This window comes from Psychrobacillus syltrankelensis (genome assembly GCF_055454035.1).
This window is the reverse complement of the sequence record NZ_CM144227.1, coordinates 2564017-2582083: the sequence shown is the minus strand read 5'-3', so window position 1 is coordinate 2582083 and position 18067 is coordinate 2564017. Positions and strand designations below refer to the sequence as shown.

The 18067-nt window shown below is 34.8% G+C and carries 19 protein-coding genes; 2 read left to right on the top strand and 17 right to left on the bottom strand.

Annotated elements, in window-relative coordinates; genetic code table 11:
* Positions 1 to 121: 121 nt before the first annotated feature.
* The 7 genes from dnaB to rpsF all read right to left on the bottom strand — a co-directional run bounded on the left by dnaB (position 122) and on the right by rpsF (position 6213).
* Positions 122 to 1477 carry a replicative DNA helicase gene (gene dnaB, locus ACTSKG_RS12480; RefSeq protein ID WP_464754913.1) on the bottom strand — a complete coding sequence of 452 codons (1356 nt, stop codon included), beginning with the start codon at positions 1475 to 1477 and terminating at the stop codon, positions 122 to 124.
* A 12-nt stretch (positions 1478 to 1489) separates the two neighbouring features.
* Positions 1490 to 1939 (bottom strand): 50S ribosomal protein L9, encoded by a 450-nt coding sequence (gene rplI / locus ACTSKG_RS12475; protein WP_464754912.1) that lies wholly within the window; start codon positions 1937 to 1939, stop codon positions 1490 to 1492.
* On the bottom strand, positions 1936 to 3912 hold the full coding sequence (locus ACTSKG_RS12470; protein ID WP_464754911.1) for a DHH family phosphoesterase: 1977 nt from the start codon (positions 3910 to 3912) through the stop codon (positions 1936 to 1938). The genes rplI and ACTSKG_RS12470 overlap by 4 nt, the downstream gene beginning before the upstream one ends.
* A gap of 12 nt (positions 3913 to 3924) precedes the next feature.
* Positions 3925 to 4863 (bottom strand): YybS family protein, encoded by a 939-nt coding sequence (locus ACTSKG_RS12465; protein WP_464754910.1) that lies wholly within the window; start codon positions 4861 to 4863, stop codon positions 3925 to 3927.
* Positions 4864 to 5092: 229 nt separating this feature from the next.
* Complete coding sequence (gene rpsR, locus ACTSKG_RS12460; RefSeq protein WP_142608051.1) at positions 5093 to 5329, bottom strand: 30S ribosomal protein S18; 237 nt, start codon at positions 5327 to 5329, stop codon at positions 5093 to 5095.
* Between the two features lie 46 nt (positions 5330 to 5375).
* Positions 5376 to 5882, bottom strand: coding sequence for a single-stranded DNA-binding protein (ssb, locus tag ACTSKG_RS12455; RefSeq protein ID WP_464754909.1), 507 nt, complete (start codon positions 5880 to 5882; stop codon positions 5376 to 5378).
* 40 nt (positions 5883 to 5922) lie between these two features.
* Complete coding sequence (rpsF, locus tag ACTSKG_RS12450; RefSeq protein ID WP_142642276.1) at positions 5923 to 6213, bottom strand: 30S ribosomal protein S6; 291 nt, start codon at positions 6211 to 6213, stop codon at positions 5923 to 5925.
* Between the two features lie 214 nt (positions 6214 to 6427).
* Here rpsF and ACTSKG_RS12445 point away from each other — a divergent pair, with 214 nt between their 5' ends.
* On the top strand, positions 6428 to 6988 hold the full coding sequence (locus tag ACTSKG_RS12445) for a DUF3267 domain-containing protein (protein WP_464754907.1): 561 nt from the start codon (positions 6428 to 6430) through the stop codon (positions 6986 to 6988).
* Between the two features lie 307 nt (positions 6989 to 7295).
* On the opposite strand, the gene ychF is transcribed toward ACTSKG_RS12445, so the two are convergent.
* From ychF to ACTSKG_RS12430, 3 genes are all read right to left on the bottom strand, one after another.
* A complete protein-coding gene (ychF, locus tag ACTSKG_RS12440; protein WP_464754906.1) occupies positions 7296 to 8396 on the bottom strand; it encodes a redox-regulated ATPase YchF in 1101 nt (366 codons plus the stop codon).
* Between the two features lie 87 nt (positions 8397 to 8483).
* Positions 8484 to 8684, bottom strand: a complete 201-nt coding sequence (locus tag ACTSKG_RS12435) for a DUF951 domain-containing protein (RefSeq protein WP_464754905.1) — start codon at positions 8682 to 8684, stop codon at positions 8484 to 8486.
* A 43-nt stretch (positions 8685 to 8727) separates the two neighbouring features.
* A complete protein-coding gene (locus tag ACTSKG_RS12430; protein WP_464754904.1) occupies positions 8728 to 9552 on the bottom strand; it encodes a mechanosensitive ion channel family protein in 825 nt (274 codons plus the stop codon).
* Between the two features lie 78 nt (positions 9553 to 9630).
* Between ACTSKG_RS12430 and yyaC the strand changes: the two genes are divergently transcribed.
* On the top strand, positions 9631 to 10230 hold the full coding sequence (gene yyaC, locus ACTSKG_RS12425) for a spore protease YyaC (protein WP_464754903.1): 600 nt from the start codon (positions 9631 to 9633) through the stop codon (positions 10228 to 10230).
* On the opposite strand, the gene ACTSKG_RS12420 is transcribed toward yyaC, so the two are convergent.
* The 7 genes from ACTSKG_RS12420 to mnmE form a co-directional block, all read right to left on the bottom strand.
* The gene (locus tag ACTSKG_RS12420) at positions 10186 to 10893 is read right to left on the bottom strand and encodes a DUF554 domain-containing protein (protein WP_464754902.1); all 708 of its coding nucleotides are present in this window, start codon (positions 10891 to 10893) and stop codon (positions 10186 to 10188) included. The two genes, yyaC and ACTSKG_RS12420, sit on opposite strands and share 45 nt — an antisense overlap.
* Before the next feature lie 150 nt (positions 10894 to 11043).
* Positions 11044 to 11883, bottom strand: coding sequence for a ParB/RepB/Spo0J family partition protein (locus ACTSKG_RS12415; RefSeq protein ID WP_464754901.1), 840 nt, complete (start codon positions 11881 to 11883; stop codon positions 11044 to 11046).
* Positions 11876 to 12637 carry a ParA family protein gene (locus ACTSKG_RS12410; RefSeq protein ID WP_464754900.1) on the bottom strand — a complete coding sequence of 254 codons (762 nt, stop codon included), beginning with the start codon at positions 12635 to 12637 and terminating at the stop codon, positions 11876 to 11878. Before ACTSKG_RS12410 ends, ACTSKG_RS12415 begins: the two co-directional genes overlap by 8 nt.
* A 137-nt stretch (positions 12638 to 12774) precedes the next feature.
* Positions 12775 to 13647, bottom strand: coding sequence for a nucleoid occlusion protein (gene noc, locus ACTSKG_RS12405; protein ID WP_464754899.1), 873 nt, complete (start codon positions 13645 to 13647; stop codon positions 12775 to 12777).
* Between the two features lie 201 nt (positions 13648 to 13848).
* The gene (gene rsmG / locus ACTSKG_RS12400) at positions 13849 to 14565 is read right to left on the bottom strand and encodes a 16S rRNA (guanine(527)-N(7))-methyltransferase RsmG (protein ID WP_464754898.1); all 717 of its coding nucleotides are present in this window, start codon (positions 14563 to 14565) and stop codon (positions 13849 to 13851) included.
* A 23-nt stretch (positions 14566 to 14588) separates the two neighbouring features.
* Positions 14589 to 16478, bottom strand: coding sequence for a tRNA uridine-5-carboxymethylaminomethyl(34) synthesis enzyme MnmG (gene mnmG, locus ACTSKG_RS12395; RefSeq protein ID WP_464754897.1), 1890 nt, complete (start codon positions 16476 to 16478; stop codon positions 14589 to 14591).
* A gap of 24 nt (positions 16479 to 16502) precedes the next feature.
* On the bottom strand, positions 16503 to 17888 hold the full coding sequence (gene mnmE, locus ACTSKG_RS12390) for a tRNA uridine-5-carboxymethylaminomethyl(34) synthesis GTPase MnmE (RefSeq protein ID WP_464754896.1): 1386 nt from the start codon (positions 17886 to 17888) through the stop codon (positions 16503 to 16505).
* Positions 17889 to 18067: the final 179 nt, after the last annotated feature.

Below are 18067 nucleotides of genomic sequence, written 5' to 3'. Positions count from 1 at the left end.
AATGAATAAATGTATAAAACATTCATCGTTCGTGTTTACAGAGGAAAATATTAAAATATTACTCTTTTGTTTTTTCATTTACTCCATTTAGGTAATATTGCAGAAATGTTGCTAGCTTTTCTTAAGCTGGTGGAGCTTGATGTTGGCTCCAGTCTATATTGACAAATTTATTAAACTCTTTTACGAATGCTAGTGTAACTGTTCCAGTTGGACCATTACGTTGTTTCGCAATAATTATTTCAATCATGTTCTGATTTTCTGTTTCTTTATCGTAATAATCTTCTCGATATAAGAAAGAAACGATATCTGCATCTTGCTCGATCGAACCCGATTCACGTAAATCAGACATCATCGGTCTTTTATCTTGGCGCTGCTCTACTCCACGAGAAAGCTGAGATAAAGCAATAACAGGGACTTGGAGTTCTCTTGCTAACCCTTTTAATGAACGTGAAATCTCAGAAACCTCTTGTTGTCGATTTGCCTGGCTCCCGCCACTTCCTTGAATCAGTTGCAAGTAATCAATTAAAATCATACCTAAACCATATTCTTGTTTTAATCTTCGGCATTTAGAGCGTATTTCATTAACCCGAATACCCGGAGTATCATCTATAAAAATTCCTGCATTAGATAAACTTCCCATAGCCATCGTCAGTTTACGCCAGTCCTCTGTAGTAAGAGCTCCTGTTCGTAATACTTGTGCATCAATATTTCCCTCCGCACAGAGCATACGCATTACTAGTTGTTCTGCACCCATTTCCAAACTAAAAATAGCTACATTTTCATCTGTTTTTGTAGCCACATTTTGTGCAACATTCAGAGCGAAAGCAGTTTTCCCTACAGATGGACGAGCAGCTACAATGATTAAATCATTTCTTTGGAAGCCCGCTGTAATGCGGTCCAAGTCTCTAAATCCTGTTGGAATACCGGTTACATCGCCTTTTCTAGAGTGAAGTTTTTCGATGTTATCATATGTTTCGACTAGAACATCTTTTATATGCTGAAAGTCCCCAGCATTTTTTCGATTAGCAACTTCCATCATTTTTCGTTCAGCCTCAGCTAGTAAGGCTTCAACTTCATCTTCTCTTGTAAATCCATCTTCTACAATTGTTGTTGCTACTCGAATTAAACGACGTAATATTGATTTTTCTTCTACAATTTTTGCATAATGTCCGATGTTTGCTGCTGTGGGTACTGCATTTGCAATTTCGCTAATGTATGTAATTCCACCCACATCTTCTAATTCTTTTTTTGCAGAAAGTTCTTCTGTTACTGTAACTACATCAATTGCTTTTCCTTGATCACTTAAACGAAGCATCGTTTGAAAAATTTTCTGATGAGCTACCCGAAAAAAGTCTTCTGACATAATTATTTCTGCTGCGGTAATAAGTGCTTGCGGTTCTAAAAATATTGCTCCTATGACAGACTGTTCAGCTTCTTGGTTATGTGGTGGAACACGGTCCAATAATGGATCGCTCATTGACCTCTCTCCTTACGCTTCTACTGTTACATGGACTTTTAATGTAGCCACTACTTCATGGTGAAGTTTAACAGGAACATTTGTAAATCCTAATGCACGAATGGCATCATTTAATTCCATTTTGCGTTTATCTAGTTTAATACCATGTGATTTTTCTAATTGAGCTGCAATTTGTTTAGTAGTTACAGAACCGAATAAACGACCGTCATTACCAGACTTTGCTTTTAACTCTACTGTAAGTTGTTCCAAAGACTCTTTTAGTTTTTTGGCTTCTACTAATTCTTCTGCTGCTTCTTTTTCGGATTTTTTCTTTTGTCCTTCTAACGCACTAATTGCTGCTGCATTTGCCTCAACTGCAAAGTTATTTTTCAATAAGAAGTTATGTGCATATCCATCTGCAACGTCTTTGATTTCGCCTTTTTTACCTTTACCTTTTACATCTTTTAAAAATACTACTTTCATTCTGTTGTTCCTCCTTCTAGTGTTTCTACAATTGCTGTTTTGAGCATTTGAATAGATTCTTCAATAGTTGTATTTTCTAATTGGCAAGCAGCATTTGTTAAATGACCTCCGCCACTAAGCTTTTCCATTACCAACTGTACATTCACATCTCCAAGTGATCTCGCGCTTATTCCAATAACAGTATCACTTCTTCGTCCTACCACAAAGGAAGCTGTAATATTATTCATTGCTAACAAAATATCTGCTGTTTGAGCAAGTAATACTTGGCTATAAGATATATCTTCTGCTCCGTGTGCAATGGCAATTCCTGCTTTATAGAATTCAACGGTTTGAATTATTTTGGAGCGTTCAACGTACGTATCAATATCTTCTTTCAATAGCTTTTGTACTAATACCGTATCTGCACCGTGGGTTCGAAGATATGAAGCTGCTTCAAAAGTTCTAGCCCCTGTTCGCAGGGTAAAACTTTTCGTGTCCACAATTATTCCTGCTAGCATGGAGGTTGCTTCGAGCATAGTCATTTTTTCATTTTTAGGCTGATATTCTAGTAATTCTGTGACTAATTCTGAAGTGGATGAAGCATATGGTTCCATGTATACGAGCATTGTATTAGATATAAACTCTTCGCCTCTTCTATGATGATCAATTACGACAATTTTCTCGGCCTTATTTAGCAATTTCTCATCTATCACTAAACTTGGTTTATGTGTATCTACAACAACTAATAATGTTTTATCCGTAATTTTATTCATCGCTTCTTCCGGACTTATAAAGCGCTCATAAAGCTCTGGTTTTTCTTTTATTTCATCCATTAAACGAAGTACACTTTTATCTAATTCATTAAAGTCAATGACCACATAGCCTTCTACTTTATTCATCTCAGACATTTTTCTAACTCCGACAGCCGATCCAATTGCATCCATATCCGGCATACGATGCCCCATGACGAATACTTTATCACTGTCTTGGATTAGATCTCGAAGTGCATGGGATATAACTCTTGCTCGTACTCGAGTTCTTTTTTCTACCGGGTTTGTTTTCCCACCGTAAAACTTTACTTTTCCATTTGGGTGCTTTATCGCTACTTGATCTCCGCCTCTTCCTAGTACTAAATCTAGGCTCGACTGTGCTAATTCACCGAGCTCAACAAGTGAAATAGATCCAGCCCCAACCCCAACACTTAATGTTAGAGAAAATCCAAATTTAGAGGTTGTTTCTCTAATGTCATCTAATATAGAGAACTTATTCTTTTCTAGCTCTACTAGAATAGATTCATTAAAAACAGCTAAGAAGCGATCAGATGAAATTCTTTTTACATAAATTCCGTATTTAGCTCCCCAGTCATTTACACAAGAAGTGACGATACTATTTAATTGACCTCTTGTTTGATCATCCATGCCTTGTGCAATTTCATCATAATTATCAATAAATAAAACACCAATAACCGTTCGATCACCGTAGTATAACGACTCCATTTCTATTTGTTCCGTAATATCAAAGAAATAGAGTAATTTTTCTTCAGCCTTATAGAGTACTTTATAATTATTGTTATCTATAGAAATGGTTATTTCTTTTGAATCCTCTTGCTTTATAAATTGTTGGAAATCCTTTGATATAGAAAGAAGTTCCTCACCAATAATCGTATCGAAAGGAAGCTTTTGTGTCATATAGGGATTTGCCCATTCAATGATATATTGATCGTTTATCAATATAATTCCTATAGGCATTTCTAACAGTGCTTCCTCCCCAACCTTTTTCATTCGATATGAAAGTGTTTCTATGTGTTTTTCAGTTTCTTCATATACTCGTTGTTCTAAAATCCATGCATAAAAAGATACTCCAATAACTAATAAAGCAAATAATAACCCAATTAAAATGCTATTAGACAGGATTAAATAAGATGCAACCCCACCGAGAAGCATAAACAAAACGAGTGGATATCGAATTGGTCGTTTTCTAAAAAAAGACGCCACTTGATCAGCTCCTTATTTTTTGTACCTGCCTTTTAAATAACTTCGTAAATTAAATCCTAAGTCAAATACACCTAATATTATTGTAAACGTATAAAGTGGTACCGCAAGAAATGTTAAAACTACTGCAAGCCATTTTGGATAGCCTAATACATGAATATAATAATGAATAAAAGAAACCCCTTGTAAAAACAGAAGTACTCTTAATATAAGTAAAGCATTAATAGTTGCTAAATAACCAAACGATCCAACCTCGTAAGAAACAAATAATGAGAAGAAGGATACGAATAAATAATACCATAACACTGCTTTAGGTAGTCTAAAATCCGTAAACTTCGAAAACTTGGGTACTTCTAATTTCAACCTTTTTAATAAACCTAAATTAATTACCAAGTATATAAAAGCTATGATAAATATTATGACAATAAAATAAGCAGGCATAGTCATTTTGGCTATTAATAAGCTTTGTTCCACAAGAGAATCATAATCTTTTGGTAACTGTCCAACCGATGACATAATATTTCCTGCCTGTTTGTAGGATATTTCAGCAGCCCCCAAAAGTTGCTCCAGAACATTAATATTTAATACCCATATAGAAATTACGTATTGTAAAGCAATCATAAGTAATAAAAAAATTCCTGAAGTCATTAGCATATAGAGCTTTGTCTTTTTACTTCGAATAGATGTACCTATGATAAAACCTAGTGGAGCTACAATTAACGCAAATAAAACGCCAAAAACACCACCAATAAAGGAAATTACTATACCAATTATCATAACCCACACTGCTTGTTTTCGTTCAAATTTAGCACTATACCAAGCAATTGGTAATGGTACGATGAAAGAAGTAATGAAACCAACAAACGGAACATACAAGGACACTGCCAAAAGGATAGAAAATAGTACAATTATCCCTGCTCCATAAGTTAAATAGCTTGCCTGATTTTTTAACATAAAGTACCTTCCTTTGTTGTAATCATCTATCCATTGTAACAGATTTTCTACTACAACTAAAATTCCTTTTATTTCTCTTTGATTATATGTTTAGAAAAGCACAAGTGCCCTTTAACATTGAGGGAACTGGCTTGATACTTTACCCCTGGAAAGCGTCCGCCTACAGCGGAAGATCTTGCAAAAAATTATAAAAAAAAGACCGGTTTCCCGGTCCTTTTTATTTATTAACTTATCTCTCTTCAGAAGAGAATGGTAGTAAAGCCATGATACGAGATACTTTGATAGCTCGTGTCAATTTACGTTGGTACTTCGCGCTTGTTCCTGTCACACGACGTGGAAGAATTTTCCCACGTTCTGACACGAATTTTTTCAACAAATCTACATCTTTATAATCGATGTTTGTGATGTTGTTAGCAGTGAAGTAACAAACTTTACGGCGTCTTTTGCCTCCGCGACGTGGTGCCATAATAGGTTGCCTCCTTTTCGATTAAAGTAAAACGTGTGAAGTCATTTTAAAACGGTAGATCGTCATCCGATACTTCGATTGGCCCGCTACTATTTGCAAATGGATCTTCATCTACACGTGTATAATTTTGCTGATTCATTGGTTGGTTTTGCTGATATGTTGGAAATGGATTTTGTTGTTGCTGCTGTTGTCCACCAAATGGTTGTCCCCCTTGGCTACGTTCACCAGAACTACTACGTGGCTCTAAAAACTGAACACTGTCTGCGACAACATCCGTCGTATAAACACGTTTTCCATCTTGTCCTTCATAACTGCCTGTCTGAATACGCCCTTCAACCCCAGCTAAACTTCCTTTTTTCAAAAAGTTAGCTGTGTTTTCCGCTTGTTTTCTCCAAACGACACAGTTGATAAAATCGGCTTCTCTTTCACCTTGTTGATTGGAGAATGTTCGATTGACAGCTAGTGTAAATCTTGCCATTGCAACACCACTTGGCGTATAGCGAAGTTCCGGATCTTTTGTTAGTCTTCCAACTAAAACGACACGGTTAATCATCAGTGTATAACCTCCCTCATTCAGCTTTTGTTAGTCGATATTATTTATCGTCGATACGAACAGCAATGTGACGGATAATGTCTTCATTGATGTTAGCTAAACGAATGTATTCATCGATTGCTTTAGAATCAGAGTTTACTTTAACGATTTGGTAGTAACCTTCACGCAAGTCGTTGATTTCGTAAGCTAAGCGGCGTTTACCCCACTCTTTTGCTTCGATGATTTCTGCACCATTTGAAGTTAAGATTTCGTTGAAACGCTCAACTAAAGCTTTCTTCGCATCTTCTTCGATTGCTGGTTGGATAATGTACATTAATTCGTACTTTCTCATCTATTTACACCTCCCTATGGTCTTTGGCCGACTATTCATAGCCGACAAGGAGCAAGTAATGCTATTACTCACATCAATGAATTGTAACATAAATAAACTATTATAACAAGAACTGAATACCATTGTTTTCACAAATCATGTATATTTATTTTAACTCTAATCTGCGAGGAATTAAAGTTAAGGTTTTGACTTACTTAACAAGGAGGAGTTGCTATTGGAAAATGAAGAAGAATTCTTGTCTATTATTGAAATAGATTTAAAAAAAGTTGCTTGGTATAGTTTATTAATGACCTTATTTGTTTCCATTTTTGGTTTACTATTTTATTCTTGGCTATACGATGGCTTTACCATAACTTTTTCATTCCTTGATTTCCTATTATTTTTCATCGGATATGCATTACTTATAGTTCTACATGAATCTTTCCATTTAATCGGTTTTTGTTTTTTTGGAAACGTTCCATGGAGTTGTATGGATTATGGTCTTAATCTTAAACTAGGGATTGCATATGCAACAACAAAAGTGCCACTTTCAAATAAAGCAATGAAGAGAGCTTTATTACTTCCTTTTTGGATGACAGGAATTCTTCCAATGCTTTTAGGCTATTTCGTAGAATCACCAAGTTTGGTTTTATTAGGAGCTTGGTTAATTGCAGGAGCTGCCGGAGATTTCGCTATGTATAAAGAGCTTAGAAAATATCCAGCAGATGTATTAATTAAAGACGATCCTGAAAAGCCAAAGTTGTATGTATTAAGAAAAACGACAGACGCACTTTAGGTGCATCTTGTCTTCACCGTTTCCAGAGTGCTTTGTACGAAACATTTGCTACATCATTACCGTTAGAGTTATTTAGCTAGGCTAAATCTTCTTCTTAAGTACTACTTACTTAATAGATTGGAGTGAAGGGTGGCGACTCCGGCGGGATGAGTGAGGAGATGAACCATCACAACGAACGCGTAAGCGGCGCCCCCGCGGAAAGCGTCCACCTGAAACGGAAATCCACCTATTCTGCTACAAAAAGTTTTTATACTTTCTCACTCCGTAAAAAAGGGATTAGCAATTTCTCGCTAATCCCTTGTCTTTATTAAACATTAAAACGGAATAACATAACATCTCCGTCTTGTACTATATACTCTTTTCCTTCTAAACGGACTTTTCCAGCTTCTTTTGCTGCACTCATAGAACCATTGGCTACTAAATCATCGTAAGCAACGGTTTCTGCACGGATAAATCCTTTTTCAAAATCTGAGTGAATCACTCCTGCACATTGAGGAGCCTTCATCCCTCTACGGAATGTCCATGCACGTACCTCTTGAACACCTGCTGTAAAGTAAGTAGCAAGTCCCAAAAGTGAGTAAGAAGCTTTAATTAATTGATCTAAACCAGATTCCTTAATTCCTAACTCTTCTAGGAACATTGATTTTTCATCATCTTCCAGAGCTGCCATTTCTTCTTCAATTCTCGCACAAATAACTATTACCTGTGCTCCTTCCTCAGCTGCAAATGCACGTACCTTTTGAACGTATTCATTTTCATCATCTGCCATAATATCTTCTTCTGATACATTAGCAACGTACAGCATTGGCTTAATCGTTAACAAATGAAGACCTTTTACTACACGTAGCTCTTCGTCTGAAAACTCAACCGAACGACCGGATTTCCCGGCTTCAAAAGCTTCTTTTAAACGAGTCAAAATAGGTTCTTCTACCATTGCATCTTTATCTTTTTGCTTAGCCATTTTCGTCACTCGAGCTAATCGTTTATCAACACTTTCTAAATCCGCTAAAATTAATTCTAAATTAATAACTTCGATATCTGAAATCGGATCAACTTTTCCAGATACATGTGTAATATTTTCATCATCGAAGCAACGTACGACTTGGCAAATTGCATCTACTTCGCGAATATGAGCTAAGAACTTATTTCCAAGACCTTCCCCTTTACTAGCACCTTCTACAATACCTGCGATATCCGTAAATTCAAATGCTGTTGGAACAGTTTTCTTTGGTACTACTAACTCTGTTAATTTATCTAAACGAGCGTCAGGAACTTCAACAATTCCTACGTTTGGATCAATTGTAGCGAACGGATAATTTGCGGCAAGTGCTCCCGCTTTCGTTATTGCATTAAATAGTGTGGATTTACCTACGTTTGGTAATCCTACGATCCCTGCTGTTAATGCCATCTATTTCCCAACCCTTCTATTTTCTAAACCAATTCATTTTATATTTAACTTGTTCATTATATTGATTTCACAGATAAAAGTCTATCGTTACTCTGGTTCTGCTTGTATCAAACGTTTTTTCATCTTTTTCTCAAATTCTTTTCTCGGAATTAGTACACTATGCTGACAACCTTCACATTTTATACGAATATCCGCACCCATACGTATTATTTTCCACGCATTAGTACCACAAGGATGCTGTTTTTTCATTTCTACAATATCATTCAATTGAAAATGTTTGCTTTCCATTTCACTCACCTACTTATTCTTAACTTTCTTACAATAATTTTGGTTAGGGAATTTTAACACCCTTTTGTTCAAGGAATTCCATTAAGTCTTTTCGTATGTTTCTAGCAACTCCACTTTGTTGCGTTGGTTTAGTCTCCGCTGCAATCCGAATAACTATTTCAGATGAGCTAAAGTTTTGTACGCCTAAATAAGTTGGAGGTTTAACAAGTTTTTCATATTTATTTGGCAACCTTTGTAGAAATTCTTCTATATTCTTTTCCAGTTCCTCCATGTTTGTTTCATAGGCCACACTTATATCTATTAATGCTAATGAGTTATATATAGAAAAATTAATAACTACAGAAATACTACCATTTGGAATAGTATGCAACTCGCCTGTATAACTTTTTACTTTTGTAGTCCTCAAACCAATTTCTTGTACTGTTCCTGTAGCCGAACCAATTTGTACTTGGTCTCCTACAGCAAATTGATCCTCAAAAACAATAAAAAAACCTGTAATAACGTCTTTTACTAAACTTTGTGCACCAAAACCTACTGCTAACCCTACAATTCCCGCACCAGCCAAAAGACCAGCAACATCAATGTGAAATGCCGATAATATCGATAAAATAGCTGTAAAGTAAACTACATATGTCAAAATATTTTGTAGCAACTTCATTAAAGTATTTTGTCTTCTCTCAGAATACGCCAGTGGACTCTTTTCTCGTACTAAAAAGATATGTTTAATTATCCTTTTTCCTACTTTCACTACAATTGCAGTTATAAGTAAGATTACGATTATTTTAAATACTACAAATCCAAGACTTATCCAAGTTTTTTCATTCAACAATAATTTTTCGATATAGGTAACATTAATATCTGTATTCATATAGTTCTTTTTGTCTCCTCACTGAATAAATAGTTTGTTATTTACATATACTGTCTTAAAAAGAAAGTGAGTCTATATATGAATTCTCAAGCTGCAACATTTAAAGATTCAACTACTATTTATTATAAAGAAACAGGTGTAGTTTGGCGCTTAAGTACCCATTTTTTAGAAATAATCCCATTTGATCATCCAAACTTAGTTTTTTGTTGTATAGGAACAGATCGTTCAACGGGTGATGCACTTGGGCCAATGACAGGTTCATTTTTAACCCAGCTCTCTTCTTTTCCTTTTCAAATTGTCGGAACACTAGATAATCCATTACACGCTCTTAATATCGAAGCAATATCACAAGAGTTAATAAACTCTCCTTTAAAACCATATATTATTGCTATCGATGCTTGTTTGGGGAATTCAGGAAATATCGGACAAATTATTATCCATCCCGGACCACTTTACCCTGGAAAAGCGGTAAAAAAGGAATTACCTCCAATAGGTGAAATTTCAATAAAAGCAGTAGTAAATATTGGGGGCTTTATGGAATATAATGTTCTACAAAGTACTCGTCTAAACATTACATTTGAAATGGGTAAAGTTATTTCCCGCTCGCTTCTTCTAGCATGGCATCGTTTTAATTTAAAAGTTATAAATAAAAGTGACAGCTATTGCGACCACAACTAGGCTTGGGAGAAGATTTGCAACTCTTATTTTTGTTAATCCAAGCAAATTTAATCCTATTGCCATAATCATTATTCCTCCAGTAGCTGTCATCTCTTGTAGAAACAAATCAAGTGCAGCTTCTGGAATTAGTTTAGTGATTTGAGTAGCAAAGATTGCGATTGCACCTTGGTATATAGCTACAGGTATAGCGGATAAAATCACTCCTATTCCAAGTGTTGCTGATAGAATAATAGAAGTAAATCCATCAATAATACCTTTACTAATTAATAATTCGTGATCATTTTGAAGCCCACTGTTCAATGCACCTAATACTCCCATAGCGCCAATCACAAATATTAAAGTACCAGTAACAAACCCTTGAGCAATACTTCCACCCTGAGCTTCTTTAGATCCAAATTTTTGTTCTATATAATTACCTAATCTGTTTAACCATTTATCTAAATCAATCCATTCACCAATTACTCCTCCAAATACTAAGCAAATAATAACCAATACAAAATTATTACTTTTCAAACCCATTTGTATACCTAAAACTACGACTGCAATTCCTATTGCATACATAACTGTTTGTTTCATATTTTCAGGAATATTTTTTAGGAATCTTCCAATAATTGAACCTATTATTATTAATATCGCATTCACCAGTGTACCAAGTAAAACCATCCCTATTCCTCATTCCCTATAGTAGAAATGAAAGAGCTTGATTTCTTTAAAGTAAAGACACAAAAGCTAATCATTTTCTAATCTAAAAAGTATACTTTCAAACTAAAAAGTGAACCTATTTCTAGAAACAGCTAGAAATAGGTTATATTCTTAGTCTTCTAATAGTTGTAATATTCTTTCTAAGTCATCATCGGAATAAAATTCGATTTCTATTTTCCCTTTATTTTTGCCTTTAACAATAGAAACTGAAGTACCAAGTAACTCTCTTAATTCTGTCTCTTTTTCTACTGTGAATATATCTTTTTTCTCTTCTTTTTTTGTTTCACGTGGAACATTTTCATTTAATCGTTGCACTAATGCTTCTAATTGACGAACGTTTAAATTTTCTTTCAGTGTTTTTAGCATTATTAATGGTATATTCTTTTTCTTTTTTAAACCTAATAAAGCTTTGCCATGTCCCATTGATAACTCACCATTTGAGATAGCATTTCTAACTTCTTGTGGAAGTGATAATAATCTTATATGGTTAGCGATATGAGGGCGACTTTTACCTAACCTGAATGCTAGTTGTTCTTGTGTTAAACTTAAGTTTTCCATGAGATTTTGATAGGCTTCTGCCTCTTCTATTGCCGTTAAATCTTCCCTTTGAAGGTTCTCTAAAATAGCAATTTCCATCATTTGCTGATCATTTAGTTCACGAACAACAGCTGGGATTTCATCTAAACCGGCTAGTTCGGAAGCACGAAATCTTCTCTCACCAACGACTATTTCATACTTTGAACCTTTTTTCCTAACAATAATTGGTTGTAATACACCATGTTCTTTGATTGATTCACATAGGTCTGTCATTGCCTCTTCTTCGAAAATCTTTCTAGGCTGAAAAGGGTTTGGTTTAATCTTTACTAAACTAATTCGCTCTACTTTTTCTGATTGGTTCAAATCTTCCCCTGGAAACAATGCATTAAGCCCTTTACCCAATCCTTTAGCCATTACGGATCACTTCCTTCGCTAAATCTAAGTAAACTTCTGCTCCTCTTGACTTTGGATCATAAATAATAATTGGTTCACCATGACTTGGTGCCTCACTTAACCGAACATTCCTAGGAATTATCGTTTTGTATACTTTCTCTTGAAAATACTTTTTAACTTCTTCTATAACTTGAATACCTAAATTAGTCCGAGCATCAAACATAGTCAAAAGAACACCATCTATTTCTAAGTTCTTATTTAAATGCTTTTGCACAAGTCTAATTGTACTTAAAAGCTGACTAAGACCCTCTAAAGCGTAAAATTCACATTGAACAGGTATTATAATTGCATCTGAAGCTGTTAATGAATTAATTGTTAACAATCCGAGTGACGGTGGACAATCAATGAGGATATAGTCGTACTTTTCTTTTACCTCAAGAAGTGCTCGTTTTAATCTTACTTCTCTTGAAATAGTAGAAACAAGTTCTATTTCAGCTCCTGCTAACGAAATAGTGGCAGGTACAATATGTAAATTCTCAACTTTTGTTTCTTGAATTGTTTCTACTACATTCACATCATCTATTAAAACGTCATATATACATTGATTTACATCACCTTTATTTACACCTACGCCACTTGAAGCATTTCCTTGCGGATCAATATCCACAAGTAACACTTTCTTACCTAAATATGCAAGGCAGGCACTTAAATTTACTGATGTAGTAGTCTTTCCTACTCCACCTTTCTGGTTAGCTATTGCAATAATTCTTCCCACTCTTGCACCTTCTATCTTATTGGTTTATCTGACTCTATTACATTCTACCAAATTTTCTAAGAAATTTGGGTTTTATTCTTGTTACAAAAAAAATACTCTCACAATTTTTTGTGAGAGTTTGGAAAAATATAAGTATATTATAATTTCTTTTTAGGTATTTTCACTGTAATTTGATAAAATTCTTCAGTATCTTCTTCTTCTGTCTTAATATTTATTCCACTTTTAGTTACCATTGATAAAGAATGTTTAATCGTATTTAAAGCAATTCGAACATCTTTACTTACTGCTTTTCTTTTAGGCTTTACTGATTTTTTCTCTTCTTTGCTTGGAGGATTCAGTAATTCTTCTACTTTTTCTTCAAGTTGTTTTACATTCAAATGTTTCTCTTTCGTCAAATTCATTAATTGGATTTGAACATCTTTTTCTTTTATTTGCATTAAAGCTCTAGCATGACGTTCAGAAAGTTCTCTTTTCATTATTGCTTCCTGAATTTCTACAGGTAACTTTAGTAATCTAAGTTTATTAGCAACTGTAGATTGCCCTTTACCAAGACGTTGTGCTAATGCCTCTTGAGTTAATTCGTGCAACTTCAATAACTTTTGATAAGCAACTGCTTCCTCTATTGCAGTTAACTCTTCACGTTGCAAGTTTTCTATCAATGCAATGGAGGCTGTTTCTTTATCACTTAAATTACGAATAATTGCTGGTACCTCTGACCATTGAAGTTTTGACATTGCTCTAAATCTGCGTTCTCCAGCAATAATTTCATACCGATCGTCATCCATCTTTCGAATGACGATTGGTTGAATTACACCATGAGTATGGATAGTACGAGCCAACTCTTCTATTTTAGCATCATCAAAAACCGTTCTAGGCTGATACCTATTTGGTACTATTTTATCAATAGCTACATTTACAACTTCCTCTAAATGACTTTGTGTAGGTTCCACAATTTCATCTTGTCCTTGCTTTTCGGAACTTCCAAAAAAACGCGAAAAAGGACTTTTCATCTCACAAGCACCACCTTTTAGAAACTCTGTACGCTAAATATTCACTAATACAAACTATAATACTATAAATGTTTCACGTGGAACGTTCCTCAATCATATATGCGAAGGCGTATTTGGTCCAGATTTTATATCCAGTTTGATTGATAAACTCAATTACAAAATCTGTCCATCCGCCGGAAGCTTTAACCTTTAAAATCAAGGTTAAATAATAGGTGTTTTGTTTGGAATACCTGGTTTTCGAGGGTATCTTTTCGGTGTGCTTTTTGTTTTAGAAAAGACATACAACGTTCTTTCACTATCTTCTATTGGTAAAAGAAAGGAATACTCTGCGTTTTTTTCTGAACCTAATATTTGAAGAGCTTTTCTGGCATCTTTAAGTTCATCGAATGCACTAGCTGCTTTCATTGCTATAAATCTACCATCTATTTTAACTAACGGAACACATAATTCAGCAAGCACGGAAAGCCTTGCAACTGCCCTTGCTGTTACAATATCATAACTTTCTCTATGTTTGGAATTTTGACCAAACTCTTCTGCTCTTGCATGCACAAAGTTTACATTAGATAATTGCAATTCTTTGCTAAGGTGAGTTAAAAATTGAATTCTTTTATTTAATGAATCAACTATCGTAACCTTTAAATTTGGAAAACATATCTTTAAAGGAATACTAGGAAAACCAGCTCCTGCTCCTACATCACACACAGAGTAAGAGCCAGTAAAATCTTCATAAAAAGAAGCACTAATAGAATCAAAAAAATGTTTTAAGTATACGGCTGGTTCATCCGTAATTGCTGTTAAATTCATTTTTTCATTCCATTCAACAAGTAATTCAAAATATTTTCTGAATTGCTGTACTTGATTAATAGTTAGTTCAATACCTTTTTCATGAAGGGCTTGAATGAATTGTTCTTCGTTCATGTAGTTCTCCTTATCATTTTAGACTACCCAGTGATTTTTGCAATTTTTCCATGTTCGATATAAATAAGTAAAATTGAAATATCTGCTGGATTTACTCCTGAAATTCTAGATGCTTGTGCAATAGACAATGGTCGTACTTGCTTTAATTTTTGTTTAGCTTCTGTTGCTAATCCTGAAATTACATCATAATCTATTTGATCAGGAATTTTTTTGTCTTCCATTTTTTTAAGTTTTTCTACCTGCTGAAGAGATTTTTCTATATACCCTTCATACTTAACTTGAATTTCAACTTGTTCTTTCTCTTCAGAAGTTAATACCACTTCTGATGGAGCTAGTTCGGCAACTAAATCGTAGTTCATTTCTGTACGTTTCAGTAAATCTGCAGCTCGAATACCATCTTTTAATTCGCTACCTTCCACGCTACGAATTAAAGTCTGAGTCGCATCATTAGGTTTAATCATCAATGTACGCAAACGGTGTAGTTCCTGTTCAATTCTTTGCTTTTTCCCTAAAAATCTATCGTAGCGCTCTTGGGGAATAAGCCCTATTTCATATCCCATTTCAAGAAGACGTAAATCTGCATTATCATGACGTAATAATAGGCGATATTCTGCACGGGAAGTTAATAAACGATAAGGTTCATTCGTACCTTTTGTAACTAAATCATCTATTAAAACTCCGATGTACGCATCTGATCTACTTAATACTTTTTCTTCCTTTTTTTGTACTCGTAAAGCCGCATTAATTCCAGCCATTAAACCTTGACCAGCAGCTTCTTCGTAACCAGAAGTCCCATTAATTTGTCCGGCAGTATACAAATTTTTTATTTTTTTGGTTTCGAGTGTTGGCCAAAGCTGTGTTGGAACCATTGCATCGTATTCAATAGCGTAGCCCGCACGCATCATCTCTGCCTTTTCAAGTCCCGGAACTGAAGCAATAAGACGACGTTGAACATGTTCTGGCAGACTAGTTGAAAGTCCTTGCACATATACTTCCTTTGTACTTCTACCTTCTGGCTCTAAAAATATTTGATGTCGTGGCTTATCACTAAAGCGTACTATTTTATCTTCAATAGATGGACAATATCTTGGTCCAGTACCTTTAATCATACCTGAATACATAGGAGATAAGTGTAAGTTTTCGTTAATAATTTGATGTGTTGTTTCTGTTGTATATGTCAACCAACATGGTAATTGATCCATAATAAAATCAGTGGTCTCAAAACTGAAAGCCCTTGGAACGTCATCTCCAGGTTGAATTTCTGTTTTACTATAATCGATTGTTTTACTATTTACACGAGGAGGAGTTCCTGTTTTAAAACGAACTAAATCAAATCCAAGATTTCGAATACTATCCGCTAATTTTATAGATGGTTGTTGATTATTGGGTCCACTTGAATACTTTAGGTCTCCAATGATTATTTCACCACGTAAAAAAGTTCCTGTAGTAATAACAACTGTTTCCGCTCGATAAATAGCACCAACTTGTGTTACTAGACCAATAATTTTTTCATCTTCCACTAGTAATTCTTCCACAACTGCCTGATGAATTGTTAAATTTTCTTGCTCTTCTAATAAGTGTTTCATTTCATTTTGATACAGTACTTTATCCGCTTGTGCTCTTAATGCACGAACAGCTGGACCTTTCGCTGTATTAAGCATTCTCATCTGTATATGTGTTTTATCTATTACTTTTCCCATGGCCCCACCTAATGCGTCTATTTCACGCACGACAATTCCTTTTGCAGGTCCTCCGATGGATGGATTACATGGCATAAATGCAATCATATCAAGATTTATTGTTAAAACAAGCGTTTTTACGCCCATTCTAGCAGCTGCAAGTGCTGCTTCTACACCAGCATGTCCTGCTCCAACAACAATCACATCGAACTTGCCTGCTTCAAATTTTGGCATGTTCGTTACTTCCTCTCAATTAATTTATTTTCCTAAACAAAATTGTGCAAATAACTGATCAATTAAGCTTTCTTCTACTGTATCTCCAATAATTTCCCCTAATATTTCCCACGTTCTTGTCACATCTATTTGAATAATATCAACTGGAACGCTCTCAGTTGCTGCTTCAATTGCATCTGTTACGGTTGTTTTTGCAAGATGAAGCAAAGAGATATGACGTGCATTTGAAACATATGTCAAATCGGATGATTCAATCGAGCCTTCAAAGAATAAAGAAGCGATCGCTTCTTCTAACTCATCTACTCCTTCTTCTTTTAGTAAAGAAGTTGTAACCACTCGCTTATCTGATGCTAATCGTTTTACTTCATTCATATCAATTTTAGTAGAAAGATCTGTTTTATTAATAATCACAATACAATCCATACCTTCAATTGCTTCAAATAATTTACGATCTTCTTCTGTAAGTTGCTCAGCATTATTTAAAACTAGAAGAATAAGGTCTGCTTCATTTAGAACTTGCCGTGACTTTTCTACTCCAATTCGTTCAACAATATCTTCTGTTTCACGAATACCAGCAGTATCTACTAATTTTAAAGGAACTCCACGTACATTAACATACTCTTCTATTATATCTCTAGTTGTTCCTGCTATATCTGTAACAATTGCTTTATTTTCTTGAATTAAACTATTTAAAAGTGATGACTTACCTACATTAGGTCTGCCAATAATAGCCGTTGAAAGTCCTTCTCTAAGAATCTTCCCTTGGGATGAAGTGAGTAATAGTTTGTCTATCTCTTCCCTAACCCAAGTACATTTTTCTATTATCATTGGCAAAGTCATTTCTTCTACATCATCATATTCTGGATAATCAATGTTCACTTCTACTTGTGCTAAGGTTTCTAGTAGTGCTTGCCTCAATGTTTTAATAAGTCTAGATAATCGGCCATCCATTTGTCCTAAAGCAACATTCATCGCTTTATCTGTTTTTGCTCTTATTAAATCCATGACAGCTTCTGCTTGTGATAAATCGATTCGTCCATTTAAAAATGCACGTTTAGTAAATTCACCAGGCTCTGCAAGTCGTGCTCCATTTATCAAAACTAGTTGGAGAACACGGTTTACCGTTACAAGACCTCCGTGGCAATTTATCTCTACAACGTCTTCTCTTGTAAAGGTTTTAGGTCCCTTCATTAAAGATAACATTACCTCTTCTACTACCTCATCCAAATTTGGATCTATTAAGTGCCCATAGTGGATAGTATGTGATAATTGGTTTAGTAAATTTTTCCCGTTTGGTGAACGAAAAATTTTATTTGCTATTGATATTGCATTAGGTCCGCTAAGTCTAACTATTGCAATAGCACCTTCTCCTAATGGAGTTGAGATAGCAGCTATTGTATCAAATTCCACTGATGTTCACCTCCTTACAAATGATTACTTATCCACATGTGAATAAGTAAAACGAACATGACTATCTAACATCTAACAATAACACAAATCATCAAAAATCAGAAGTATAGAAGATTTTATTTCTGTGAACAAAAGTTATCAACATACCATAAGAAAAACGGATTTTAGCTAAATGCTAA

Bases quoted from the DNA above. Each gene is read 5' to 3' on its own strand.
- dnaB (WP_464754913.1), bottom strand. From the start codon at position 1,477: ATGAGCGATCCATTATTGGACCGTGTTCCACCACATAACCAAGAAGCT.
- rplI (WP_464754912.1), bottom strand. From the start codon at position 1,939: ATGAAAGTAGTATTTTTAAAAGATGTAAAAGGTAAAGGTAAAAAAGGC.
- ACTSKG_RS12465 (WP_464754910.1), bottom strand. From the start codon at position 4,863: ATGTTAAAAAATCAGGCAAGCTATTTAACTTATGGAGCAGGGATAATT.
- rpsR (WP_142608051.1), bottom strand. From the start codon at position 5,329: ATGGCACCACGTCGCGGAGGCAAAAGACGCCGTAAAGTTTGTTACTTC.
- ssb (WP_464754909.1), bottom strand. From the start codon at position 5,882: ATGATTAACCGTGTCGTTTTAGTTGGAAGACTAACAAAAGATCCGGAA.
- rpsF (WP_142642276.1), bottom strand. From the start codon at position 6,213: ATGAGAAAGTACGAATTAATGTACATTATCCAACCAGCAATCGAAGAA.
- ychF (WP_464754906.1), bottom strand. From the start codon at position 8,396: ATGGCATTAACAGCAGGGATCGTAGGATTACCAAACGTAGGTAAATCC.
- ACTSKG_RS12435 (WP_464754905.1), bottom strand. From the start codon at position 8,684: ATGGAAAGCAAACATTTTCAATTGAATGATATTGTAGAAATGAAAAAA.
- ACTSKG_RS12430 (WP_464754904.1), bottom strand. From the start codon at position 9,552: ATGAATACAGATATTAATGTTACCTATATCGAAAAATTATTGTTGAAT.
- yyaC (WP_464754903.1), top strand. From the start codon at position 9,631: ATGAATTCTCAAGCTGCAACATTTAAAGATTCAACTACTATTTATTAT.
- ACTSKG_RS12420 (WP_464754902.1), bottom strand. From the start codon at position 10,893: ATGGTTTTACTTGGTACACTGGTGAATGCGATATTAATAATAATAGGT.
- ACTSKG_RS12415 (WP_464754901.1), bottom strand. From the start codon at position 11,883: ATGGCTAAAGGATTGGGTAAAGGGCTTAATGCATTGTTTCCAGGGGAA.
- noc (WP_464754899.1), bottom strand. From the start codon at position 13,647: ATGAAAAGTCCTTTTTCGCGTTTTTTTGGAAGTTCCGAAAAGCAAGGA.
- rsmG (WP_464754898.1), bottom strand. From the start codon at position 14,565: ATGAACGAAGAACAATTCATTCAAGCCCTTCATGAAAAAGGTATTGAA.
- mnmG (WP_464754897.1), bottom strand. From the start codon at position 16,478: ATGCCAAAATTTGAAGCAGGCAAGTTCGATGTGATTGTTGTTGGAGCA.